This is a genomic window from Microbacterium nanhaiense, from assembly GCF_014646015.1.
In the GTDB taxonomy this organism is placed as follows: domain Bacteria; phylum Actinomycetota; class Actinomycetes; order Actinomycetales; family Microbacteriaceae; genus Microbacterium; species Microbacterium nanhaiense.
The window spans coordinates 242,693-262,944 of record NZ_BMMQ01000005.1 but is presented as its reverse complement, the minus strand read 5'-3'; the positions used below and the strand labels follow the sequence as shown (position 1 = coordinate 262,944).

The following is a 20,252-nucleotide window of genomic DNA, read 5'->3' as shown; positions in this document are numbered from 1 at the left end:
GACGGCGGACCGCTCACGCGGCGCAGTCTATGCGCGCGCTGGCCGGCGGCCCGCCGAGATTCGGCGGCCGCGTCGGGTCTCGATGGCGCAGGACATGGGAGCGAGAATAGCACGGGGTGGGCGGTGAGGCGGGTGTGGACGCGCTCCGACTCCGACGTTTCGCTCCTCTTCTCAGAAAGTCGGCTGCGTGACGTACTTGAACCCAATGTGCGAGCCGACGAATCCGAGCCGAGTGTAAAAGCGGTGGGCGTCCTCGCGCGCGGCATCGGACGTGAGTTGGACGAGCGTCGCCTCGAGATCGATCGCGGCCTCCTCGACCACCCAGCGCGTCATTGCCGAGCCGATCCCGGATCCGCGCTCGGCGCTCGCGACACGGACGGCCTCGACGAGCAGTCTCGTGCTTCCGCGCCGAGCCATGCCCGGGATGAGCGTCAGCTGGAGCGTGCCGACGATCGCACCATCCGCCTTCGTCGCCACGATGAGTTCGTTGCCCGGGTCCTGCAGGACCCGACCGAGAGCGGCGGCGTAGGCCGGTTCGTCGGCGTCGAGGGCGAGGTCTCCACGCCCGGCGCTGATCGGATCGTCCGCGAGCAGGCGCATGAGGTCGCGCAAGTCGTCGAGCGTTGCCCGGCGGATCGTCACCTCGGCGTCGCGAACAGCTACGGATACCGGAAGGTTCAAGAGTTCGAGCACGGTTCATTGTCTCCTGCCGGGATCAGACGTACGGCTTCGTTTGCCGCAGATCGTGGAACGGCGGTCCGGCGCACGGCATTTACTCCCGTGGTCGAATTTTCGGCTCGCGTCGTCGCATTGGATGTGCTGCCCCAAGAATGGCGGCGACGATAACGACCGCGTGGATCGATGATCATCGCTAGACAAGGCTTCGAGGGACCGTCGACAGCACGATCGTCAGCCCTGTCAGCACGAGTATGGTGCTCAGCCCTGCGCTGATCCAAACCACCGCCCGCCGCGCACGCCTGGGTCTGCCTCCCCTGATCCCGACGATCACGGCCGCCACGATCAGGAGGAACCAGATAGTCAATTCAATGAGTCCCACGACGATGCCGCTCGATCTCTCGAAGTCATCCGAATCCGGGTACTCGATGACCATGAGGCCGGGCCCCGCCAAGGTAAGCCCCGACAGACCGAGCGACATGACGCCGAACAACCCGGCAAGCGTCGCGATGATCGCGAGGATGATGACTCCGAGTGACCTCACCCACTAATCATGACAGAGGGGGTAAGAGTGGCGGGCATACAGGCATGCCAACCGCCGCGCGCGGGAATACCCTCTCGCCCGGCTCTACGACGGGCTTCTGTTCTCGGATGCCTCGTCCGTATCGTCGGCCCGCCGAGGCGAAATCCGCGGCATCACCAATCCGACCGACGCCGACGCAAAGCCGAGACCTGCAACGACTATTGCCGGGATGACGTTGCCTCCCCGCATCTGCGCATCTGCCGCGTAGCCCTCGATAATGGCAGTGACTCCAGCGATAACAACAAGCAACGCGCCGGCGCACAGGAGCAGGGTCTGCAGATAACGCGGATGTCTTCTCTTCGTCGTCATGCGTCTTATCGTTACTCAACGGCCGACGTGTGTCATCGTTCGGGAGATGTACACCCGGAGGGGGCGAGGGATCCGTGGATCCCTCGCCCCCTCCGGGCAAAACGCGAGCTCAGTCGCGGATGTGCGCGCCGAAACGCTCCTCCGCGACGGCGACGCCTGCGAGCTTCGCCTCGGTCGCCTCGGCCGCCGTCAAGGTGCGGTCGGTCGCACGGAAGCGGAGGGCGAAGGTCAGCGACTTTTGGCCCTCCTCCAGGCCTTGGCCGCGGTAGTCGTCGACGAGGCGGGTGCTTTCGAGGAGCTCCCCCGCGCCCTCCACCAGCGCCGCGCGGACCTCGGCGGCCGGAACGGCCCGGTCGACGACCAGGGAGACGTCCTGCGTCGCCGCCGGGTAGGTCGACAGGCTCGCGACCGTCACACGCTCGCCCGCGAGGGCGATGACGCGATCGAGGTCGAGCTCGGCGACCGTCACGCGGCCGAACAGGTCGGCGTCCTTCGACACGTCCGGGTGGAGCTCACCGACGTAGCCGACCTCGACGCCGGCCGCGACGAGCGCGCCCGCACGACCGGGGTGCAGGGCAGCGCGCTGGGTCTGAACGACGTCGATCGCGATACCCGCGGCTTCACCGACGGTGCGCACGGCGTCGAGCGCGGCGTCGAGCCCCGCCGCCTCCGCGGCACGGCCCGGCTGCTTCGGCGCGATGTCGCCCGCAAAGAGCATCGCCACATGACGCGGCTGCGGCGGGATCGACGCATGGATCTCCGCGATCTCGGCGTCCGACGGGCGCTGCGCGCGCGGGTAGTTCGTGTCGGTGCCGTAGCTGATGCCCCCCTCGGGGAGGAAGACGCTGCCCATCTCGAACAGCGACAGATCGGTCGTGCCGCGCGACAGGTTGCGGTGCGCCGTGGCGACGAGGCCGGGGATCAGCGAGCGGCGCATGTACGGCGCCGTCTGGTCGAGCGCGTTCGCGAGGCGGACCATCGCGACCTTGTGCCCCGATGCGGATCCATAGAGGGTGTTGGCGTCCTCGGACACGAACGGGAAGGCAATCGTCTCCACGAGCCCGGCGGCGGCGAGGGCGTCGGCGACGCGGCGCCGCGCCGACTGCTCGCGCGTGTATCCCCGGCCGGCCGGGGCGGTCGGCAGGATCGACGGCACCTTGTCGAGGCCGTCGACGCGCGCGATCTCCTCGACCAGCGTCCACTTGTCGGTGAGGTCGGGGCGCCACGACGGGGTTACGACGCGGAAGCCGCCGTCGATGCGCGTGACGGCGCAGCCGATCTTCTCGAGAATCTCCTGCTGGCGCGTGGTGTCGTACTCGACGCCCACGAGACCGCCCGCGAAGCCCTCGGGCAGGTCGATCGTCTCGCCCTGGAACTCGTAGTCGAGCTCGGCACCGACGGTGCCCGCGGTGCCGCCCGCGAGTTCGACCATCAGGTCGACGACGCGCTGCGCGGCCGCGTGCGCGATCAGCGGATCCACACCGCGCTCGAACCGCTTGCTCGCCTCGCTCGGCAGCTTGTGCCGACGAGCAGTGCGGGCGATCGACACGGACTCGAAGGCCGCGGCCTCGATGACGACGTTCGTCGTCTCGTCGTTCAACTCGGTCGAGGCGCCACCCATGACTCCCGCGAGGCCGATGGGGCCCGATGCGTCCGTGATGAGCAGGTCCTCGTCGCTGAGCGTGCGCTCGGCGCCGTCGAGGGTCGTGAGCTTCTCACCCTGCTCCGCGCGGCGCACGGTGATGCCGCCCGTGAGGCGGTCGGCGTCGTAGCCGTGGATCGGGTTACCGAGCTCGATCATCACGTAGTTGGTGATGTCGATGAGCAGGCCGAGCGAGCGCACACCCGCGAGCTGCAGGCGCGAGCGCATCCACGGCGGCGTCGGACGCGACGCGTCCACGCCGTTGACCGTGCGCACGACGAACTGCTTGACGCCCTGGTTGCCGCGGATCGGGCGCCGATCGTCGATCACGAGGGGGAACCCCTCGCCCGCGGCGACCTCCGAGGCCGGGCGTGCCGCGGGATCCGTGAACGATGCGCCGGTGGCGAGCGCGTACTCGCGCGCCATGCCGCGGATCGACAGCGCGTATCCGCGGTCGGGCGTGACGTTGACGTCGACCGCCTCGCCATCAAGACCGAGCAGCGCGATCGCGTCGGTGCCGACCTCCGGGTCGAGTCCCCACTCGACGAGACGGATGATGCCGTCGTGATCGTCACCGAGGCCGAGCTCCTTCGCGGAGGCGATCATGCCGTCCGAGGTGTGGCCGTAGGTCTTGCGCGCCGAGATCGGGAAGGGACCGGGGAGCACCGCGCCGGGGAGGGACACGACGACCTTGTCGCCGGGGTGGAAGTTCTGGGCGCCGCAGATGATGCCGCGGACGCCGCCGTTCGCCTCACCGACGTCGACCTGGCACCAGCGGATGTTCTTGCCGTTCTTCTGCGGCTCGACCTCGAACGAGACCACCTGTCCGACGACGACGGGCCCCGTCACGTCGAAGCCCAGGGCCTCCTCCTCTTCGAAGCCGACCGAGACCAGGGACGCGAAGACGTCATCCGTCGTCGCCTCGTCGCTCATCTCGACGTACTCGCGAAGCCACGAAAGCGGAACGCGCATCAGACCACCATCCCGAACTGCTCGCTGAAACGGACATCGCCTTCGGCCATGTCACGCATGTCCTGTACATCGCTGCGGAACATCAGTGCCCGCTCGATGCCGATCCCGAACGCGAAGCCGCTGTAGACCTCGGGGTCGATTCCCGCCGCGCGCAGCACGTTGGGATTGACCATGCCGCAGCCGCCCCATTCGATCCAGCGCGCGCCGCCCTTGAACGTGGGGTGCCACAGGTCGAACTCGGCACTCGGCTCGGTGAACGGGAAGTGGTTCGTGCGCAGACGCGTCTTTGCCTCCGCGCCGAAGAGCTGCTTCGCGATGTGGTCCAACGTGCCCTTCAGGTGCGCCATCGTGATGCCCTTATCGACGACGAGGCCCTCGGCCTGCGTGAAGACGGGCAGGTGCGTCGCGTCGAACTCGTCGGTGCGCGCGACCTTTCCGGGCGAGAGCACATAGATCGGCACCTCGCGCTCGAGCATCGTGCGCATCTGGACGGGACTCGTCTGCGTGCGCAGCACGAGGTGTCGGTTCGCGGGCTCGACGTAGAAGGTGTCCTGCTCCTGGCGCGCCGGGTGATCCTCGTCGAGGTTCAGCGAGTCAAAGTTGAACCACTCGTGCTCGAGTTCCGGGCCCTCCGCGATCTCCCACCCCATGCCGACGAAGAGGTCCGAGATGGCCTCCTGCATCAGGGCGACGGGGTGGCGCGCTCCCGCGCGCGTGCGGCTCGCGACGGCCGTGATGTCGAGGCGCTCGGCCTCGAGCCTCGCGGCGTCCTCGATCGCCTTCAGCTCTTCCTCACGCGCCGCGAACGCCTGGTTCACGCGCCCGCGCGCGGCGCCGACGAGCTTGCCCGCCTCGGCCTTCTTCTCCTTGGCGACGTGGCGCATCTGCGCATTCAGCGTCGCGAGCGGACTGCCCTCGCCCTGGTGGGCGGCGCGGGCCTGTTTCAGGGCGGCGGTATCGGAGGCCGCGGCGACCGCGGCAAGCGCGTCGGCGACGGCGGCCTCGACCGCTTCTGGGGTGATCTCGGGTACGTCAGACACGAGGCCCCATCCTACTGGCCGAGCCTGGGCGGCCGACCTACTTCGGCGCGTAGAGGGCGATGCCCTCGTAGGTCCAGTTGCGGTCGTTCTCGCGCAGGTTCTTCGACTCCGCCGCGTTTGCGGTGTAGAAGTGCTTGCCGAACCTCTCCGACCAGAAGCGGTACACCGGAACCGTGCTCGACGATGCGCTCTTCGCCGTGCAGAAGGCCGTTCCCTCATACGACCAGTTCTTGTCGGTGTCGCGCACGGTGCGCATCTCGGCCTGGTTGGTCGTGTAGAAGTGCGATTCGAACCGCGCCGACCAGAAACGGTAGACGGGAGTCGTCCCCGCACGGCAGGATCCGCCGCTCACCGGCCAGACCCGGAAGTCGGTGCCCTCGTATGCCCAGTTGCTGTCGTTGTTGCGGATATTGCGCGCCTCGGCGTCATTGACCGTGTAGAAGTGCGCGTTATCGAACTTCGACGACCAGAAGCGGTGCACGGGCTTGGCATCGTTCGCGTTCGGCGCCGGCGAGGTTCCGCCGGATCCACCCGACCCGAACCAATCGGTGTAGTAGTTCACGAAGTTGCGGTTGCCGTACGACGAGCACGCGTCGCCCGTGCCGTAGCCCGCGGCGAGCGCCGCACGGTTCGGCTGGTAGGGCGTGTAGTAGTAGAGCGCCGCCGTGGCCTTGTTCTGGATCGTCACGGGCGAGGTGCCGCAGGCGGCGTTCGGGTGATACCTGATCTGGCTCGTCTTGCCGACGGGGTACCAGTTGAAGCTGGGATCCATCGAGTAGCGGCGGAGCTGCTTGGCGGCCATGTAGACCTGGTTCTGGAAGCCCAAGAACTGCGGGTCGCACGCCGCGTTATCCGGGCATGCGAAGCCCATCGCCTTGTCATAGCGGAAGTCGCTCGGCCACGTGTGCGTGACGAGCCCCTGCTCCTTCTGCAGGATCACGAGAAGAACCTTCTCGCTGATCCCGCACGCCTTCGCCGACTTCGAGATGATCGACGCGGCCGACTCCCTCGATGAGCCGGTGTACGTGCCGCTGCAGTAGGTGTTGGGCTGCTTCGTCGCCGTCTTCTGCGTGAAATCCTTCAGGCAGGTATAGCCGCGCTGGCAGGACGGAACCTTCGCGTCGAGGAAGGCCTGGATCTGCGACGTCGACATCGTGCCCGAGGTGTACATCAGCTTGTCGGAGATGAGGTTCCCAGCCGAGAAGTTCCTCAGGGTGATCGCCTCGGTCCCGGCGGTGGCCGATCCCCCGCCCGGATCCGCCTCGTCGACCGTGGTGGACCCGAGATAGTCGCCGACCTCCGGGCTCGGGATGTCCACGCTGCCATCGGCGACCGCCGCGCTGGGCGCGAGGGCACCCGCGGCCAGGGCAAGCGCGCCGAGCGCGAGCGCGAGCTTCGAGCGAAGTGAGGTCAGACGAGGCATGGTCTTTAGTGTGCCAGAAGAGGCCGCACGGATATTCTCCGTGCGGCCTCCAGTCAGTGGTCGGTCTTCGCGTCGCGAATTCGGGTACCGGTGCTGACCTGCATGGAGATGACCTCCGTGAGGGTTGCTTCATCGTCGGCTGCCGGTTCGTGTGGCCCGGCGACGGGATTCTTCGGCGAGCGGCGACCGCGCTTCTCGATCCAGTGGGCGAGCCACGACAGCAGGAGGCACATCACGATGTAGATGCCACCGATGACGAACGCCGCCTGAAGAATCGGACGCCCCGGCTGGGTTGCGAGGAGCTTCGCGTAGTAGAGCAGCTCGTGATAGGTGATGAGGAAGCCGAGCGCCGTATCCTTCATCGTCACCACGAGCTGGGCGATAATCACCGGCAGCATCGCCCGGATCGCCTGCGGCAGGAGGATGAGCGTCATCACGCCGCTCTTTCGAAGGCCGATCGCGAACCCCGCCTCGCGCTGTCCGCGAGGAAGAGATTCGACGCCGGCGCGCAGCGCCTCGGCGAGCACGGATCCGTTGTACACCATGAGCGCGATCACGACCGCCCAGTACGGCTCCATCTTGATGCCGAGCGACGGGAGACCGTAATAGAGGATCATCATCATGACGAGCACCGGAACCGCGCGGAAGGCCTCGGTGACGACCGTCGCGGGAATTCGCACCCACGCGTGGTCGGACAGCCGGCCGATCGCCAGCACGAAGCCAAGTACGAGGCTCAGCACGGCGGCGGCCGCAAACGCCTTGAGCGTGTTCAGCAGCATCGTGCCGATCTGCGCCCACACGGTCGTATAGGTGAACACGCTCCACTTGGAGGCCGCGAACTGCCCGGTGAGGGTCAGCCGCCACAGCACGAAGCCGACGACCGCGGCCACCACTACCACGGTGGCGATCGCTAGAACAAGGTTACGACGACGGGCCCGCGGCCCCGGAACGTCGTACAGCACTGAGGTCATCGTGCGATCCTCCACTTGTTCTCGAGCGTCCGCTGCAGCCACGTGAGCAGGAGCACCAGTACGACGAACACGGCGGCCGCCCAGAGAAGCACTTCCATGGGCGTTCCGGGACGATTATGCGAGTTCGAGACGGTCGACTGCAGCGCCGGCAGCACGGCAACCGAGAATCCGGCCGCAACCGTCGTGTTCTTGAGCAACGCGATCAGTACGCTCATCAGCGGGGGAACGACCGAACGGAATGCCTGCGGCAGAACAACCTGCGTCATGACCTGACCAAACGGAAGCCCAATCGCACGCGCGGCCTCGGCCTGACCGACAGGCACGGTGTTGATGCCCGCGCGAAGCGTTTCTGCCACGTAGGTCGCGGTGTAGACGCCGATCGCGAGGATGCCAAGCACCGTGTTCGACAGGTTCGGGAGCGCGAGCGCGCTGTATCCGAACACGAAGAAGAAGAACACGAGAGTCAGCGGCGTGTTCCGCACCAGGTTGACGTACAGCGCGCCCACGGCGCGGGCAATCGGCACGGGCGAAACGCGCATCGCGCCGACGATCGTCCCCAAGACGATGGCGATGATGCCGCCGAAAAAGAACACTAACAGGGTGAGTGAGATGCCCTCGGTCCAGAGGTCGAGGTTCTCGAAGATGACGTCCACGCGTCGTCCTCTCTGAGTATGGGGCGGTGAGGGGCGCGTTCACGCGCGCCCCTCACGCGGGTTCAGCCGACCGGATCAACCGCCGGCTGTTCCACCGTGATGCCCGACTGACCGAGAGTGGCGTCGAAGATCTTCTGCCACTCGTCGCCGCCCTCGGTGAAGAGAGTATTGATGTGCTCCTGCAGAACGGTGTCGCCCTTCGGGAGGCCAACGCCGTAGCGTTCCTCCGTGAACAGGCCGTCCAGGACCTTCAGCTCATCCGGGTTCTGCGCGGCGTATCCGATGAGGATCGCCGCGTCGGTCGTCACCGCGTCGACCTTGCCGGAGAGCAGGTCCTCGACGCACTGCGAGTAGATGTCGTACTCGGTGGTTTCGATCTCGGGGTAGTTCTCCTTGATGTTCTGGATCGGCGTCGATCCCGTGGCCGAACAGACGCGCATGCCGTTGAAATCGGACACGTCAGTCACCTCGGTCATCTCGCTGTCGGCGGAGACGAGGAAGCCCTGGCCGGTCTCGAAGTACGGGCCGGCGAAGTCGATCTGCTCCTTGCGGTTGTCGGTGATCGAGTACGTGCCGACGTAGTAGTCGATGTCGCCGTTCACGAGCGCCTGCTCGCGGTTCGCGGACGCGATCGGCTCGTAGGTGATCTGGTCCTCGGAGAAGCCGAGGGACGCGGCGATCCACCGCGCGATCTCGATGTCGAAGCCACTGCGCTCCTGCGTAGTCACGTCGAGGTAGCCGAGGTTGGGCTGGTCTTCCTTCACGCCGATCGTCGGCCCGCCGTTTTCGACCATGCGGTCGTAGGTCGGGCTTCCCTCGAGCGCGACGTCCTCGGCCACGTCGGGCTCTGGCGCGTCGCCACCGCCCGCGGGGTCGCTGGGAGAGCCGCTGTTGCACGCCGTCAGCGCGAGGAGCGCTCCCGCCGCGATCGTCGCTGCGGCGATGTTCCGAAACTTTCGCATGATGTCCTCCTTGTGGGAACCGAGCGGCGCCCGCGGTGTCGCGGACGCGCCTGGGGGATCTATTTGGTCAACAGCTTCGACAGGAAGTCTTGTGCGCGCGTCGACTGCGGATTCGTGAAGAACGATTCCGGATCTGCCTGTTCGACGACCTCGCCGTCTGCCATGAATACGACGCGGTCGGCGGCCTTGCGCGCGAAGCCCATTTCGTGGGTCACGACGACCATCGTCATGCCGTCCTTCGCGAGATCGACCATGACGTCGAGCACCTCATTGATCATCTCGGGGTCGAGCGCGCTCGTCGGCTCATCGAAGAGCATGATCTTGGGGTGCATCGCCAATGCCCGTGCGATCGCGACGCGCTGCTGCTGGCCGCCAGAGAGCTGGGCGGGGAGCTTGTCGGCCTGGTGGCCGATGCCGACGCGATCCAGCAACCGGCGCGCCTCGGCCTCCGCGTCGACCTTCGACTGCTTCTTCACCTTGATCGGCCCGAGCGTCACATTCTGCAGGATCGTCAGGTGGCTAAACAGGTTGAACGACTGGAACACCATGCCGACGTCGGCGCGCAACGCCGCCAGCTCCTTGCCCTCGCTCGGGAGTTCCTTGCCGTCGATCGAGATCGAACCGCTCGTGATCGTCTCGAGCCGGTTGATCGTGCGGCACAGCGTCGACTTACCGGATCCCGATGGCCCGATCACGACGACGACCTCGCCGCGATCGACGGTCAGGTTGATGTCCTTCAGGGCATGAAAATCGCCATAGTGCTTCTGCACGTGGTCGATGACTACTAACGGCTCTGCCATGCCCGAACTCTAGTCACAGCCTTTACACGGCCGCTAGTGAGTTGTGCCTAACGTTCAATGCCGTTATCGAACGCTTATGTTGTGAGCGCGACGCTTCTCACCGACTGGGACGGCTGGCGGAGCTCGCGGTCACGCGCTGCGCTGGGCGAATGCGGTCTCGTAGAGGCACACGCTCGCGGCGGTCGCCAGGTTGAGCGACTCGGCGTGCCCGTAGATCGGCAACCGCACGGCGCGGTCGACGAGGCCGAGCGCCTCATCCGTGAGCCCGCGCGCCTCGTTGCCGAACACCCAGGCGGTGGGCGCCGCGAGACCGTCACGGACGGCGAGGATGTCGTCTCCCTTGACGTCGGCGGCCAGCACCTGCACTCCGGCGCCGCGCGCGCGGCCGATCACGTCGCCGAGGTCGGCATCGACCGCGAACGGCACGTGGAAGAGCGAGCCGGTCGTCGAACGGACGACCTTCGGGTTGAAGGGATCCACCGTTCGGCCGGTGAGCACGACGGCGTCGGCACCGGCCGCGTCCGCGGCGCGGATGATCGTGCCGAGGTTGCCGGGATCGCGCACCTCTTCGCAGACGACGACGAGCTTCGGCTCGTTCGCGAAGATGTCCTTCAGCGCCGTCGGGTTCTGCCGTGCGACCGCGACGAAGCCCTGGGGCGTCACCGTGTCCGCCATCGCGTCGATGACGGCCTCGTCGGCGTAGTCCCACTCGAGGTCGGGGTTCTGCGCCTGCGCGTCGGTGATGAGCGTGCGGATGTCGCCGTGCTTCTCGAGCGCGGTCGGCGTGGCGAAGAGCTGCTCGACGAGCTCCGGCCGGTAAGTCAGCGCCTCGCGCACGGCCTGCGGGCCCTCGAGCAGGAAGCGCCCCGTGTCGCGGCGCTCATTCCGCTGAGACAGCTTGCGGATCGTCTTGACGCGGGCGGCGCGGGGGTTATCGAGCATGCCCCTAGGCTACTGTGCCCCGCCGGGAAAGACCCGGGGCCTTCGCCGTCATCACGCTGTGCTGATAGAAGCCCCAGCCGAACACGATCGTTCCGAGCAGGAGCACCGCGCGCGCGAGCACGATCGCGGCGATCGTCACCGAGGGGTCGAGGCCGCCCGCGACGAAGGTGGCGACCATGACAACCTCGTAGGCGCCGACGCCGTTCGGCGTGACGATGATCATGCTCGCCACCGTCGCGACGCCGTACGCGACGAAGACGAGCGCCGGATCCGGGTACACGCCGAACGCCGCGAGCGCCGTCCAGAAGAGGGCCGCGTCACACGCGTTGATCACGAAGGACCACAGGAAGGGCGCGAGCAGGCTCCGCGGGCTCGCGAGGAGTTCTCGCACCTCCAGGTGGAGGCCGTCGACGAAGCGCACGAGCGGCACGGCATCCAGCGTCTTACGGATCCGCAGCACCCGCATGCCCCAGCGGGCAACGCGCAGCACGACACCGGCGACGCGATGCAGGAGGCGGCGCCGCTTCAGCAGCCACACACCCACGACCACGCCGACGAGGGCGGCGATGCCGATCCCGGCCGCCGCCCACAGCACGCTGGCGCTACCGTGCCCCGACACGATGAGCTGCACGCCGGCCGCCGCGAGCAGGATGCTGAACGAGACGAAGGTCACCCCGAACTTCGCCAATTGGGCGATCGTCCCCCGGCTCGGGGGGATGCCCAGGGTGGAGAGCTTCCACGACGTGTAGGCGATTCCCGCCGCGCCGCCCGACGGGAGCATGTGATTGGCGAAGTTGAACTCGAGCGCCATCCGCATTGCGGTCAGCGGGCGCATGCCGCGAAGCTCGCCCCGCGACCGCAGGAACGAGAACAGCGCCTCTCCGGTCGCGGCGTAGCTCGCGAGCTGGATCGGCAGCAGCAGCGCAAAGATCCAGAGGTTCACCTCGCTGAGGCTGTGCCACGCGTCAACGACGTTCGGCCAGGCCTGCCAGATGATGACGGCGACGAGGAGCGCCGTGACGATGCTGACCCAGGTCTTGAAGGAGGGCCACCTCATGCGCCGTTCTCTATCCAGCGCGTGCGGCGCCCGAAGCGGTGACGCGCGAGGGTCGTGCCGTCGGTGCGGTAATAACGCGAGAGCTTCTCACGCTCGATCGAGCGGAACAGCTTCGCGCGGACCCGGATCCGCGGGTCGAAACGGAGGCGGTGCCCCGTGCGCAAGAGCGCGATCGTGACGTCGACGTCGTCGCTGACCAGTTCGTCATCGGTCGCGACGAGCGTCCGCGCGCGCTCCCACGCCTCGCGCCGCATCGCCGAGTTGAATCCATAAAGCATCGGACGAACGCCAATGCTCCGTTCGTGCCAGAACCGGAAACCGCGGTACCACCACCCGAACCAGCAGAGGTTCGCGGGCGAGAGCTCCGCGATTCCCGCGCCGCCGCCGATCGCATCGAGGTCGGCGCAGTCGAACGCCGCGCGCAGGCGATGGATCCAATCGGCCTCGACGAGCGAGTCCGCGTCGATCCGCGCGATGACGTCGCCGCGCGCGGCATCGAAGCCCGCTGAGCGGGCGTAGGTCACGCCCGCTCGCGGCTCGGAGACCACCCTCACCCCCTCGAAACGGGACGCGACGGCGGCGGTGTCGTCGGTCGACGCGTTGTCGACCACGATGATCTCGTCGGCGGGGTCGCTCTGCGACAGGAGCGCTCGCAGACACCGCCCGAGCACGTGCGCCTCGTTGTAGGCAGGAATGACGACGGATATCGTCGGCCGAGAGTCGGCGCGCGCAGGAAGCGTGTGGGCCACGTGTCCAGCAAACACTCTCGAGGTGAACGACACAAGTCTCGGGCGTGGATCCCGCGGAAATGCGAGAAAGCGGGTGCCCCTCTCGGGACACCCGCTTTCTTCGAGAACCTGCTTACGCAGCCTTCGGCGCGTTGACGTCGGCGGGCAGAGCGCCCTTCGCGACCTCGATCAGCGTCGCGAACGTCGCGGGCTCGTTCACCGCGAGCTCCGCGAGCATGCGACGGTCAACCGTCACGCCGGCCAGGTTGAGGCCCTGGATGAAGCGGTTGTAGGTCAGGCCGTTGGCGCGGGCGCCAGCGTTGATGCGCTGGATCCACAGGCGGCGGAAGTCGCCCTTGCGCTTGCGGCGGTCGCGGTACGCGTAGACCAGCGAGTGGGTGACCTGCTCCTTGGCCTTGCGGTAGAGGCGCGAACGCTGGCCGCGGTAACCCGAGGCGCGGTCGAGGATTGTGCGACGCTTCTTGTGGGCGTTTACTGCCCGCTTTACTCGTGCCATGAGTGTGTTTCCTTAGAGATTCGAGAGGTCGGGTCGCTCAGCGACCGAGCAGCTTCTTGACGGTCTTCATGTCGTTGCCCGACACCAGCTGGTCCTGGTTCAGACGACGCGTGCGACGGCTCGACTTCACCTCGAGGTTGTGGCGCATGCCCGACTGCTGCTTCTTGATCTTGCCGCTGCCGGTGATCTTGAAGCGCTTCTTGGCGCCCGAGTGGGTCTTCTGCTTCGGCATTGTTCTTTCCTTGACGTGTGCGCCCGCGAGGGGCGACATGGGTGCTACCCGTCCGTCGGACGGGAAGTGATTCAGTTACCGACTACTCGGCGGCAGGCTCTTTGCTCGCGTTCTTCGCCTCGCGAGCGGCCTGCTTCGTGGCCGCGCGCTGAGCGTTCTGCTCCGCCTTGGCCTCAGACTTGTTCTTCACCGGCGCAATGATCATCACCATGTTGCGTCCGTCGATCTTCGGCCGCGACTCGACCGAACCGAGCTCCGCGACCTCTTCGGCGAACTTCATCAGCAGGCGGACACCCATCTCGGGACGCTGCTGCTCGCGCCCGCGGAACAGGATCATCGCCTTGACCTTGTCTCCGGCCTTGAGGAAGCCCTCAGCACGCTTGCGCTTGGTGTCGTAGTCGTGCTGGTCGATCTTCAAGCGGAAGCGAACCTCCTTGAGCACCGTGTTGGCCTGGTTGCGGCGTGCTTCCTTGGCCTTCTGCGCGGTCTCGTACTTGAACTTGCCGTAGTCCATGATCTTGGCTACGGGCGGACGCGAGTCGGGAGCAACCTCGACGAGGTCGAGGTCCTGCTCCTGTGCGAGGCGAAGTGCAACCTCGCTGCGGACAACACCGATCTGTTCGCCGCCGGGGCCGATGAGACGGACCTCGGGCACGCGAATGCGCTCGTTGATGCGGGGATCGCTGATGCGGAACTCCTAGTGGTGCGGTAGTCGATAAGCCACCGCGACGCGAGGTTCGCGACGCGGGCGGGAGAATCTTCAACATCCGCACGTGTCACGCATGAACAATCGCGTGTCACCACCCGATGAGCGAACCTGCGTCCGCTCCTACCCCCTTTTCGGAGGGCGGAGTGTGCTTGACCCGGTAGCCTGGAGCGGCAAGCGCGGGTGGGATGAAAATCCTCTTTCGTCCGAGCCAATGCCCGGAGCCCGACACAGTCTAGCAGAAAGTTGCTCATGAGCACCACTTCGTCAGATCACGCCCACTCGTTCGACTCCGAGCGTCACGCCAAGTGGGAGGAACAGGAACGGGCCTCGGCGGCAACCGACGCGACCCGCGACATCGCAGACGTCGGTGCCGTCGAAGTCATCGCGACCGCCTGCGTGCACCTCATGAGCGCTGCCGCCGTGAAGCTCGGCCTCGGCGAGGGCTCCGACGCCGACGAGCTGACCGACCTCGACGAGGCCCGCAAGCTCATCAACGCGCTCGCCGGCCTCGTCACCGCGGCCGCGCCCGAGATCAGCGACATGCACGCGCGCCCGATCCGCGACGGGCTCCGCTCGCTTCAGCTGCGCTTCCGGGAGATCTCCTCGATCCCGGACGCGCCCGGCAAGGGCCCCGGTGAGAAGTACACCGGCCCCGTCATCTGACGCTCCCAGCGAAGAGCGCCGACCGGCAGGCTCCGGTCGGCGCTCTTCGTGGTTCTCAGCGCAGTCTGAGCTGCATGCTGTCGACGAGCACGGCGATGCGGTCGTCCGCCGCCCAGCGCCGCGCCAACCGTCCCAGCACGGTGTCGAGCTCGTCGCGCTCGAGCCCCTGCGTCAGGGTGAGGATCACCGTGAGTTCCGGCCCCTGCAGCCGCGCGGCCGGGTCGCCCGCCGCGAGACGAACGTCCTGCACCGCGAGCTCCGAGCCGATCGACTCGTGGAACGCGGTCGCCACCTCGGGGCTCAGCCACGACGGCATCCAGGCCTGCTCCTGGGCGATCGCCCACACGGCCGGCCGGCGCACGACGAACTCGGTGGGGCTCGTCGGGTCGACGACCACGAGGTCGGTATCCTCTCCCGCCGCTGCGAGGGCCGCCCGCGTACCCGCGACCGGAATGGGCCGGGCGAGGGGGTTCCACGCCTGCAATGTCTCGACGCAGGAGAACACGGGGAGCACCCTGCGCCCGTCCGGCGCCGCGACTGTCACGATCGACAGCTCCTGCGTCTTGTCGACGGCCATGCCCGTAGGCCCCACGCCCTCGTCGCCCTTTTCGGCGACCAAGGGCGCCAACACGCGCGCACGACGGAGCGCGTCGACGACCGCGACCGGGTCGCCCTCCCCCGTGCGGAAACGTGTGAGGGCGTCCCAGAGCACCGGATCCGCGGATCCGTCGTCGCCGGCTGCGGGGTTGGGCCGGAAGGTACGCCCCTCCCAGGCCTGACCCGCGGAGTCCGCCACGTTGCCCGCGAGATGCGCGGGCAACGAGCGGGCGGATCCGTCGGGATCAGATTGCGGCGACATCCAGCGCCTCGGCGAGCGTGAAGGCACCCGCGTAGAGCGCCTTGCCCACGATCGCGCCCTCGATGCCGAGCGGCACGAGCTCGCGGAGGGCCGCGATGTCGTCGAGGCTCGACACGCCGCCGGACGCCACGATCGGGCGGTCCGTGCGGTCGGCCATCTGGCGCAGCAGGTCGAGGTTCGGCCCCTTGAGCGTGCCGTCCTTGGTGACGTCGGTCACGACGTAGCGGGCGCAGCCCGCCTTCTCCAGGCGCGCGAGAACGTCCCAGAGGTCTCCGCCGTCCTGCGTCCACCCGCGCGCCGAGAGCGTCGTGCCGCGCACGTCCAGGCCCACCGCGATGGCCTCGCCGTAGCGAGCGATCACGGCCTCGGTCCAGTCGGGGTTCTCCAGAGCCGCCGTGCCGAGGTTCACGCGCGTCGCGCCCGATTCGAGCGCGGCCTCGAGCGACGCGTCGTCGCGGATGCCGCCCGAGATCTCGACGTTCACGCCCTTCATGTGCTTGATGACCTTGCGCATCACCGTCGTGTTCTGACCACGGCCGAATGCGGCGTCGAGGTCCACCAGGTGCAGCCACTCGGCGCCCTGGTCGCGCCACTGCTCCGCGGCCTCGATGGGGTCGCCGTAACTGGTCTCACTGCCGGCCTCACCCTGCGTGAGGCGCACGGCCTTGCCGCCCGCGACGTCCACTGCGGGAAGAAGGGTCAGACGGGGTGTCGATGCGAAGTCGTTCATCTCTCCAGACGTGGCCGCGGGACCCTCCCACGAGGCGCACAAGCGACAAGGCTAGACCGGATCCGCTCCGGTGCCAATTCCTGCCGATCGCTCAGAGCGTTCCGAGCCAATTGCGCAGCAGCGCGATGCCGGCCTCGCCGGATTTTTCGGGGTGGAACTGCGTGGCCGAGAGCGGGCCGTTCTCGACCGCCGCGATGAATCGGCTGCCGTGGCTGGACCAGGTCACCGCGGGCTCACGGAAGGGACGGTCGACCTCGAGCGTCCAATCCTGTGCGGCGAAGGAGTGCACAAAGTAAAAGCGCTCGTCTTCGAGGCCGGCGAAGAGGCGCGAGCCCGCCCCGACCTCCACGGTGCTCCACCCCATGTGCGGCACGACGGGTGCCTCGAGTTCGCGGACGGTGCCGCGCCATTCGCCGAGGCCCGGGACGTCCGTGCCGCGCTCGACACCGCGCTCGAACATGACCTGCATGCCGACGCAGATGCCCAGCACCGGGCGGCCCCCGGCGAGTCGGCGCTCGATCAGCTCGCCCCCGCGGATCGCGTTCAGCTGCTCCATCACGGCGCCGAATGCGCCGACGCCCGGCACCAGCAGACCGTCGGCGTCCGCCACGACCCCCCGGTCGCGGGTCAGCGCCACCTTGGCACCCGCCTGCTCGAGGGCCTTCACGGCCGAGTGGACGTTGCCCGAACCGTAGTCGAGCACCGCGACGAGCGGCTTCTCGGCCATCAGAGCGCGCCCTTGGTCGACGGGATGCCGACGACCAGCGGATCGAGTGCCTTCGCCTGGCGGAACGCGCGGGCGAGCGCCTTGAACTCCGCCTCCGCGATGTGGTGGGGGTCTCGGCCCGCGAGCACATTGACGTGCACCGTCAGGCCTGCGTGGAACGTCAACGCCTCGAACGCGTGCCGCACCATCGAACCCGTGAAGTGGCCGCCGATCAGGTGCATCTCGAAGCCCGCGGGCTCGCCCGTGTGCACGAGGTAGGGCCGACCCGAGATGTCGACGACCGCCTGGGCGAGCGCCTCGTCGAGCGGAACGAGGGCGTCTCCGTACCGGGAGATGCCTGCCTTGTCGCCGAGCGCCTCGCGAATCGCCTGACCGAGCACGATCGCCGTGTCTTCCACGGTGTGGTGAACATCGATGTGCGTGTCGCCCGTCGACACGACCGTGAGGTCGGTGAGCGAGTGCTTCGCGAAGGCGGTCAGCATGTGGTCGAAGAACGGAACCGAGGTCGAGATGCTGCTCTCTCCGGTGCCGTCGAGGTTGATCGACAGGTCGATCGTCGACTCGCTCGTGGTGCGGGTGCGGGACGCCGTGCGCGCGGTGCTCATAGAGCAATCCTATTCGTCGCGGATGCGCGCGAGCGCGTCCAGGAAGGCGGTCGTCTCTTCTTCCGTCCCCGCGGACACGCGCAGGTGACCCGGAATGCCGACATCGCGGATGAGGACGCCCTCGTCGCAGAGCCGGCGCCAGGTGGCCTGCGGATCCGCGACCCCGCCGAAGAGGACGAAGTTGCTCCCCGACTCATACGGGTCGTAGCCGAGCGCCGCGAGCGTCGCCGAGATGCGATCGCGCTGCTCCACGATGTCGGCCACCGTGCGCAGCATCGTCTCGCTGTGGCGGAGCGCCGCAACGGCGGCGGCCTGCGTGACCGCGCTCAGGTGATACGGCAGCCGGACGAGGCGCAGCGCGTCGATCACAGCCGGGTCCGCGGCGAGATAGCCGACGCGGGCACCGGCGAAGGCAAACGCCTTGCTCATGGTGCGCGAGACGACCAGGCGCTCGCGACCGTCAAGAAGGGTCAGCGCGGACGGTGTATCGGCCGACGCGAACTCATGGTACGCCTCGTCGACGATGACGATGCCGCGGCTCGCCTCGTACACGGCCTCGACGACGTCGAGGGAGACGGGGGTGCCCGTCGGGTTGTTGGGCGAGCAGAGGAAGACCACATCGGGGTCGGCCCCGCGCACCTGGCGCGCCGCGTCTTCGGGAGAGAGCTCGAAGCGCGAGCCTCGCGTTCCCGCGATCCACGTCGAGCCCACGCCCCGCACCAGCAGGGAGTACATCGAGTAGGTCGGCGCGAAGCCGAACGCCGTGCGGCCCGGGCCGGCGAAGGCCTGGAGGATGTGCTGCAGGACCTCGTTCGAGCCGTTCGCGGCCCAGATCTGATCGGCGCTCAGGCCGTGGCCCAGATACTCCGCGAACGACTCCCGGAGTTCGGTGAACTCCCGGTCGGGATAGCGGTTGAGGTCGGTGATCACCCGAGCGACCGAGTCGGCGATGTCTTCCGCGACCTCGGCGGGAATCGGATGAGTGTTCTCATTGACGTTGAGGGCGATCGGAAGCGGTACCTGCGGCGCCCCGTAGGGCTTCTGGCCGCGCAGGTCGTCGCGAATGGGCAGATCCTCGAGTGTCACGGTCACGCCCCCATGCTACCGATCGTCGGTCTCAAGACCCCGAAGAGTACGCAATCGGGAGAAACAGGCGCTGCCCGGTGTCGAGCACGGAGGACGACAAGCGGTTGAGGTCGGAAATCGCGTCGACGACCTCGCGCGGGTCCTCTTCGGGCGCGACCTCCTCCGCGATCGACCACAGCGTCTCCCCCGGCATCACGGTGACCGCATCGAACGCCTCGGCCGAGACGCCCGTGTCGTTCGAGCCGAGCGCGGCGCCGCCGTTGATGATCACGAAGGCCGTCGCCGCAACCAACGGCGTGGCCGCCAGCATCGCGACGACCCGACGACCGCGACGGGTGATCCGCAGTCGGGTTCGCACCGCGCGATCGTCGTCGATCGAAACGTCGCCGGTCGAAACGTCGCCGGTCGAAACCCTGTGCGATGAGACCGCGGAAGTGGTGGTGTTCATCACGATACCTTCTCTCGTAGTGATGTTCCGAATGTATCTTCGAATCTTCGAAGGTGTCAAGACTCATTTCGAAGTTCTTTCTGAATCAGCCTCGACACCCTCGAACAAATCTCCCGAAAATCCGCGGACGTCCGGTAGCGTTGTTCGAGACGCTGATCACTCCATCAGCAACCACTGACATTCGAAGGAGCGAGCGGATGAGCGCCACGTCGTCACAGCCGACCCCGAAGAACCGCCGACGCAAGAGCCTGAGCGAGAAGCAGCTCGCGATCCTCGAGGTCATCCAGCGCTCCATTCAGGTCAACGGATACCCGCCGAGCATGCGCGAGATCGGCGACGCCGTCGGGCTCAAATCGCTCTCGAGCGTCACGCACCAGCTCGGGCAGCTCGAGCTGAGCGGGTATCTGCGGCGCGACCCGGGCAAGACTCGCGCCATGGAAGTGCTCGTCGACCTGCCCAGCATGTCCACGGAGAATCCGTCCGATTCCGCGCCGCTCGTCGGGGACGCGGCCATGGTCCCCCTCGTCGGGCGTATCGCCGCCGGCGTCCCCATCACGGCGGAACAGCAGGTCGAGGAGATCTTCCCTCTCCCGCGTCAGCTCGTCGGCGGCGGAGAGCTGTTCATGCTCAAGGTGGTCGGCGACTCGATGATCGATGCGGCGATCTGCGACGGCGACTGGGTGGTCGTGCGCACGCAGCACACCGCCGAGAACGGCGAGATCGTGGCCGCGATGCTCGACGGCGAGGCGACCGTCAAGACCTTCCGGCAGCGCGACAACCACGTGTGGCTGCTCCCCCGCAACACGGCGTTCGAGCCGATCCTCGGCGACGAGGCGGTCATCCTCGGCCGCGTGGTCGCCGTGATGCGCGCCGTCTGACGCGCGATCGAGTAGCCCGCCCTGGGTGACGGGCGCCCGCG

At 67.5% G+C, this 20,252-nt stretch carries 24 protein-coding genes; 2 read left to right on the top strand and 22 right to left on the bottom strand.

Annotation, left to right across the window (positions count from 1 at the left end):
• Nucleotides 1–171: 171 nt before the first annotated feature.
• The 16 genes from IEX05_RS10115 to infC all read right to left on the bottom strand — a co-directional run bounded on the left by IEX05_RS10115 (nucleotide 172) and on the right by infC (nucleotide 14,161).
• Entirely contained in the window at nucleotides 172–693 is a 522-nt protein-coding gene (locus IEX05_RS10115; protein ID WP_188701466.1) for a GNAT family N-acetyltransferase, read from the bottom strand.
• Between the two features lie 178 nt (nucleotides 694–871).
• Nucleotides 872–1,219, bottom strand: coding sequence for a hypothetical protein (locus IEX05_RS10110; RefSeq protein ID WP_188701465.1), 348 nt, complete (start codon nucleotides 1,217–1,219; stop codon nucleotides 872–874).
• Between the two features lie 84 nt (nucleotides 1,220–1,303).
• On the bottom strand, nucleotides 1,304–1,567 hold the full coding sequence (locus tag IEX05_RS10105; RefSeq protein ID WP_188701464.1) for a hypothetical protein: 264 nt from the start codon (nucleotides 1,565–1,567) through the stop codon (nucleotides 1,304–1,306).
• A gap of 109 nt (nucleotides 1,568–1,676) precedes the next feature.
• Nucleotides 1,677–4,181, bottom strand: coding sequence for a phenylalanine--tRNA ligase subunit beta (gene pheT, locus IEX05_RS10100; RefSeq protein ID WP_188701463.1), 2,505 nt, complete (start codon nucleotides 4,179–4,181; stop codon nucleotides 1,677–1,679).
• Nucleotides 4,181–5,221 (bottom strand): phenylalanine--tRNA ligase subunit alpha, encoded by a 1,041-nt coding sequence (pheS, locus tag IEX05_RS10095; protein ID WP_188701460.1) that lies wholly within the window; start codon nucleotides 5,219–5,221, stop codon nucleotides 4,181–4,183. Before pheS ends, pheT begins: the two co-directional genes overlap by 1 nt.
• 37 nt (nucleotides 5,222–5,258) lie before the next feature.
• The gene (locus IEX05_RS10090; RefSeq protein WP_188701459.1) at nucleotides 5,259–6,644 is read right to left on the bottom strand and encodes a LasA N-terminal domain-containing protein; all 1,386 of its coding nucleotides are present in this window, start codon (nucleotides 6,642–6,644) and stop codon (nucleotides 5,259–5,261) included.
• Between the two features lie 53 nt (nucleotides 6,645–6,697).
• Nucleotides 6,698–7,615, bottom strand: a complete 918-nt coding sequence (locus tag IEX05_RS10085) for an amino acid ABC transporter permease (RefSeq protein ID WP_188701457.1) — start codon at nucleotides 7,613–7,615, stop codon at nucleotides 6,698–6,700.
• Nucleotides 7,612–8,268, bottom strand: coding sequence for an amino acid ABC transporter permease (locus IEX05_RS10080; RefSeq protein WP_188701455.1), 657 nt, complete (start codon nucleotides 8,266–8,268; stop codon nucleotides 7,612–7,614). The genes IEX05_RS10085 and IEX05_RS10080 overlap by 4 nt, the downstream gene beginning before the upstream one ends.
• Before the next feature lie 62 nt (nucleotides 8,269–8,330).
• On the bottom strand, nucleotides 8,331–9,230 hold the full coding sequence (locus tag IEX05_RS10075; RefSeq protein ID WP_188701452.1) for a glutamate ABC transporter substrate-binding protein: 900 nt from the start codon (nucleotides 9,228–9,230) through the stop codon (nucleotides 8,331–8,333).
• A gap of 59 nt (nucleotides 9,231–9,289) precedes the next feature.
• Nucleotides 9,290–10,030 (bottom strand): amino acid ABC transporter ATP-binding protein, encoded by a 741-nt coding sequence (locus tag IEX05_RS10070; RefSeq protein WP_188701450.1) that lies wholly within the window; start codon nucleotides 10,028–10,030, stop codon nucleotides 9,290–9,292.
• A 129-nt stretch (nucleotides 10,031–10,159) separates the two neighbouring features.
• A complete protein-coding gene (locus IEX05_RS10065; protein ID WP_188701448.1) occupies nucleotides 10,160–10,972 on the bottom strand; it encodes a TrmH family RNA methyltransferase in 813 nt (270 codons plus the stop codon).
• Between the two features lie 4 nt (nucleotides 10,973–10,976).
• Complete coding sequence (locus IEX05_RS10060; RefSeq protein WP_188701446.1) at nucleotides 10,977–12,029, bottom strand: lysylphosphatidylglycerol synthase transmembrane domain-containing protein; 1,053 nt, start codon at nucleotides 12,027–12,029, stop codon at nucleotides 10,977–10,979.
• Complete coding sequence (locus IEX05_RS10055; protein WP_188701444.1) at nucleotides 12,026–12,778, bottom strand: glycosyltransferase family 2 protein; 753 nt, start codon at nucleotides 12,776–12,778, stop codon at nucleotides 12,026–12,028. Before IEX05_RS10055 ends, IEX05_RS10060 begins: the two co-directional genes overlap by 4 nt.
• A 112-nt stretch (nucleotides 12,779–12,890) precedes the next feature.
• A complete protein-coding gene (gene rplT / locus IEX05_RS10050; RefSeq protein ID WP_114117917.1) occupies nucleotides 12,891–13,274 on the bottom strand; it encodes a 50S ribosomal protein L20 in 384 nt (127 codons plus the stop codon).
• A gap of 37 nt (nucleotides 13,275–13,311) precedes the next feature.
• Entirely contained in the window at nucleotides 13,312–13,506 is a 195-nt protein-coding gene (gene rpmI, locus IEX05_RS10045; protein WP_114117918.1) for a 50S ribosomal protein L35, read from the bottom strand.
• A gap of 82 nt (nucleotides 13,507–13,588) precedes the next feature.
• On the bottom strand, nucleotides 13,589–14,161 hold the full coding sequence (gene infC, locus IEX05_RS10040; RefSeq protein WP_229661247.1) for a translation initiation factor IF-3: 573 nt from the start codon (nucleotides 14,159–14,161) through the stop codon (nucleotides 13,589–13,591).
• Between the two features lie 303 nt (nucleotides 14,162–14,464).
• On the opposite strand from infC, the gene IEX05_RS10035 reads away from it, so the two are divergent.
• Complete coding sequence (locus tag IEX05_RS10035; RefSeq protein WP_188701442.1) at nucleotides 14,465–14,878, top strand: DUF1844 domain-containing protein; 414 nt, start codon at nucleotides 14,465–14,467, stop codon at nucleotides 14,876–14,878.
• Nucleotides 14,879–14,933: 55 nt separating this feature from the next.
• Here the strand turns inward: IEX05_RS10035 and IEX05_RS10030 are convergent, their stop codons facing one another.
• From IEX05_RS10030 to IEX05_RS10005, 6 genes are all read right to left on the bottom strand, one after another.
• Complete coding sequence (locus IEX05_RS10030; RefSeq protein ID WP_188701440.1) at nucleotides 14,934–15,737, bottom strand: SseB family protein; 804 nt, start codon at nucleotides 15,735–15,737, stop codon at nucleotides 14,934–14,936.
• Nucleotides 15,721–16,467 (bottom strand): bifunctional 1-(5-phosphoribosyl)-5-((5-phosphoribosylamino)methylideneamino)imidazole-4-carboxamide isomerase/phosphoribosylanthranilate isomerase PriA, encoded by a 747-nt coding sequence (gene priA / locus IEX05_RS10025; RefSeq protein ID WP_188701438.1) that lies wholly within the window; start codon nucleotides 16,465–16,467, stop codon nucleotides 15,721–15,723. The genes IEX05_RS10030 and priA overlap by 17 nt, the downstream gene beginning before the upstream one ends.
• Nucleotides 16,468–16,558: 91 nt before the next feature.
• A complete protein-coding gene (gene hisH, locus IEX05_RS10020) occupies nucleotides 16,559–17,194 on the bottom strand; it encodes an imidazole glycerol phosphate synthase subunit HisH (RefSeq protein ID WP_188701435.1) in 636 nt (211 codons plus the stop codon).
• The gene (gene hisB / locus IEX05_RS10015) at nucleotides 17,194–17,799 is read right to left on the bottom strand and encodes an imidazoleglycerol-phosphate dehydratase HisB (protein WP_188701434.1); all 606 of its coding nucleotides are present in this window, start codon (nucleotides 17,797–17,799) and stop codon (nucleotides 17,194–17,196) included. Before hisB ends, hisH begins: the two co-directional genes overlap by 1 nt.
• Nucleotides 17,800–17,808: 9 nt before the next feature.
• Entirely contained in the window at nucleotides 17,809–18,891 is a 1,083-nt protein-coding gene (locus tag IEX05_RS10010) for a histidinol-phosphate transaminase (RefSeq protein WP_188701431.1), read from the bottom strand.
• A gap of 25 nt (nucleotides 18,892–18,916) precedes the next feature.
• Entirely contained in the window at nucleotides 18,917–19,333 is a 417-nt protein-coding gene (locus IEX05_RS10005; protein WP_188701429.1) for a LysM peptidoglycan-binding domain-containing protein, read from the bottom strand.
• Nucleotides 19,334–19,530: 197 nt separating this feature from the next.
• Here IEX05_RS10005 and lexA point away from each other — a divergent pair, with 197 nt between their 5' ends.
• A complete protein-coding gene (lexA, locus tag IEX05_RS10000) occupies nucleotides 19,531–20,211 on the top strand; it encodes a transcriptional repressor LexA (RefSeq protein WP_188701427.1) in 681 nt (226 codons plus the stop codon).
• Nucleotides 20,212–20,252 lie beyond the last annotated feature (41 nt).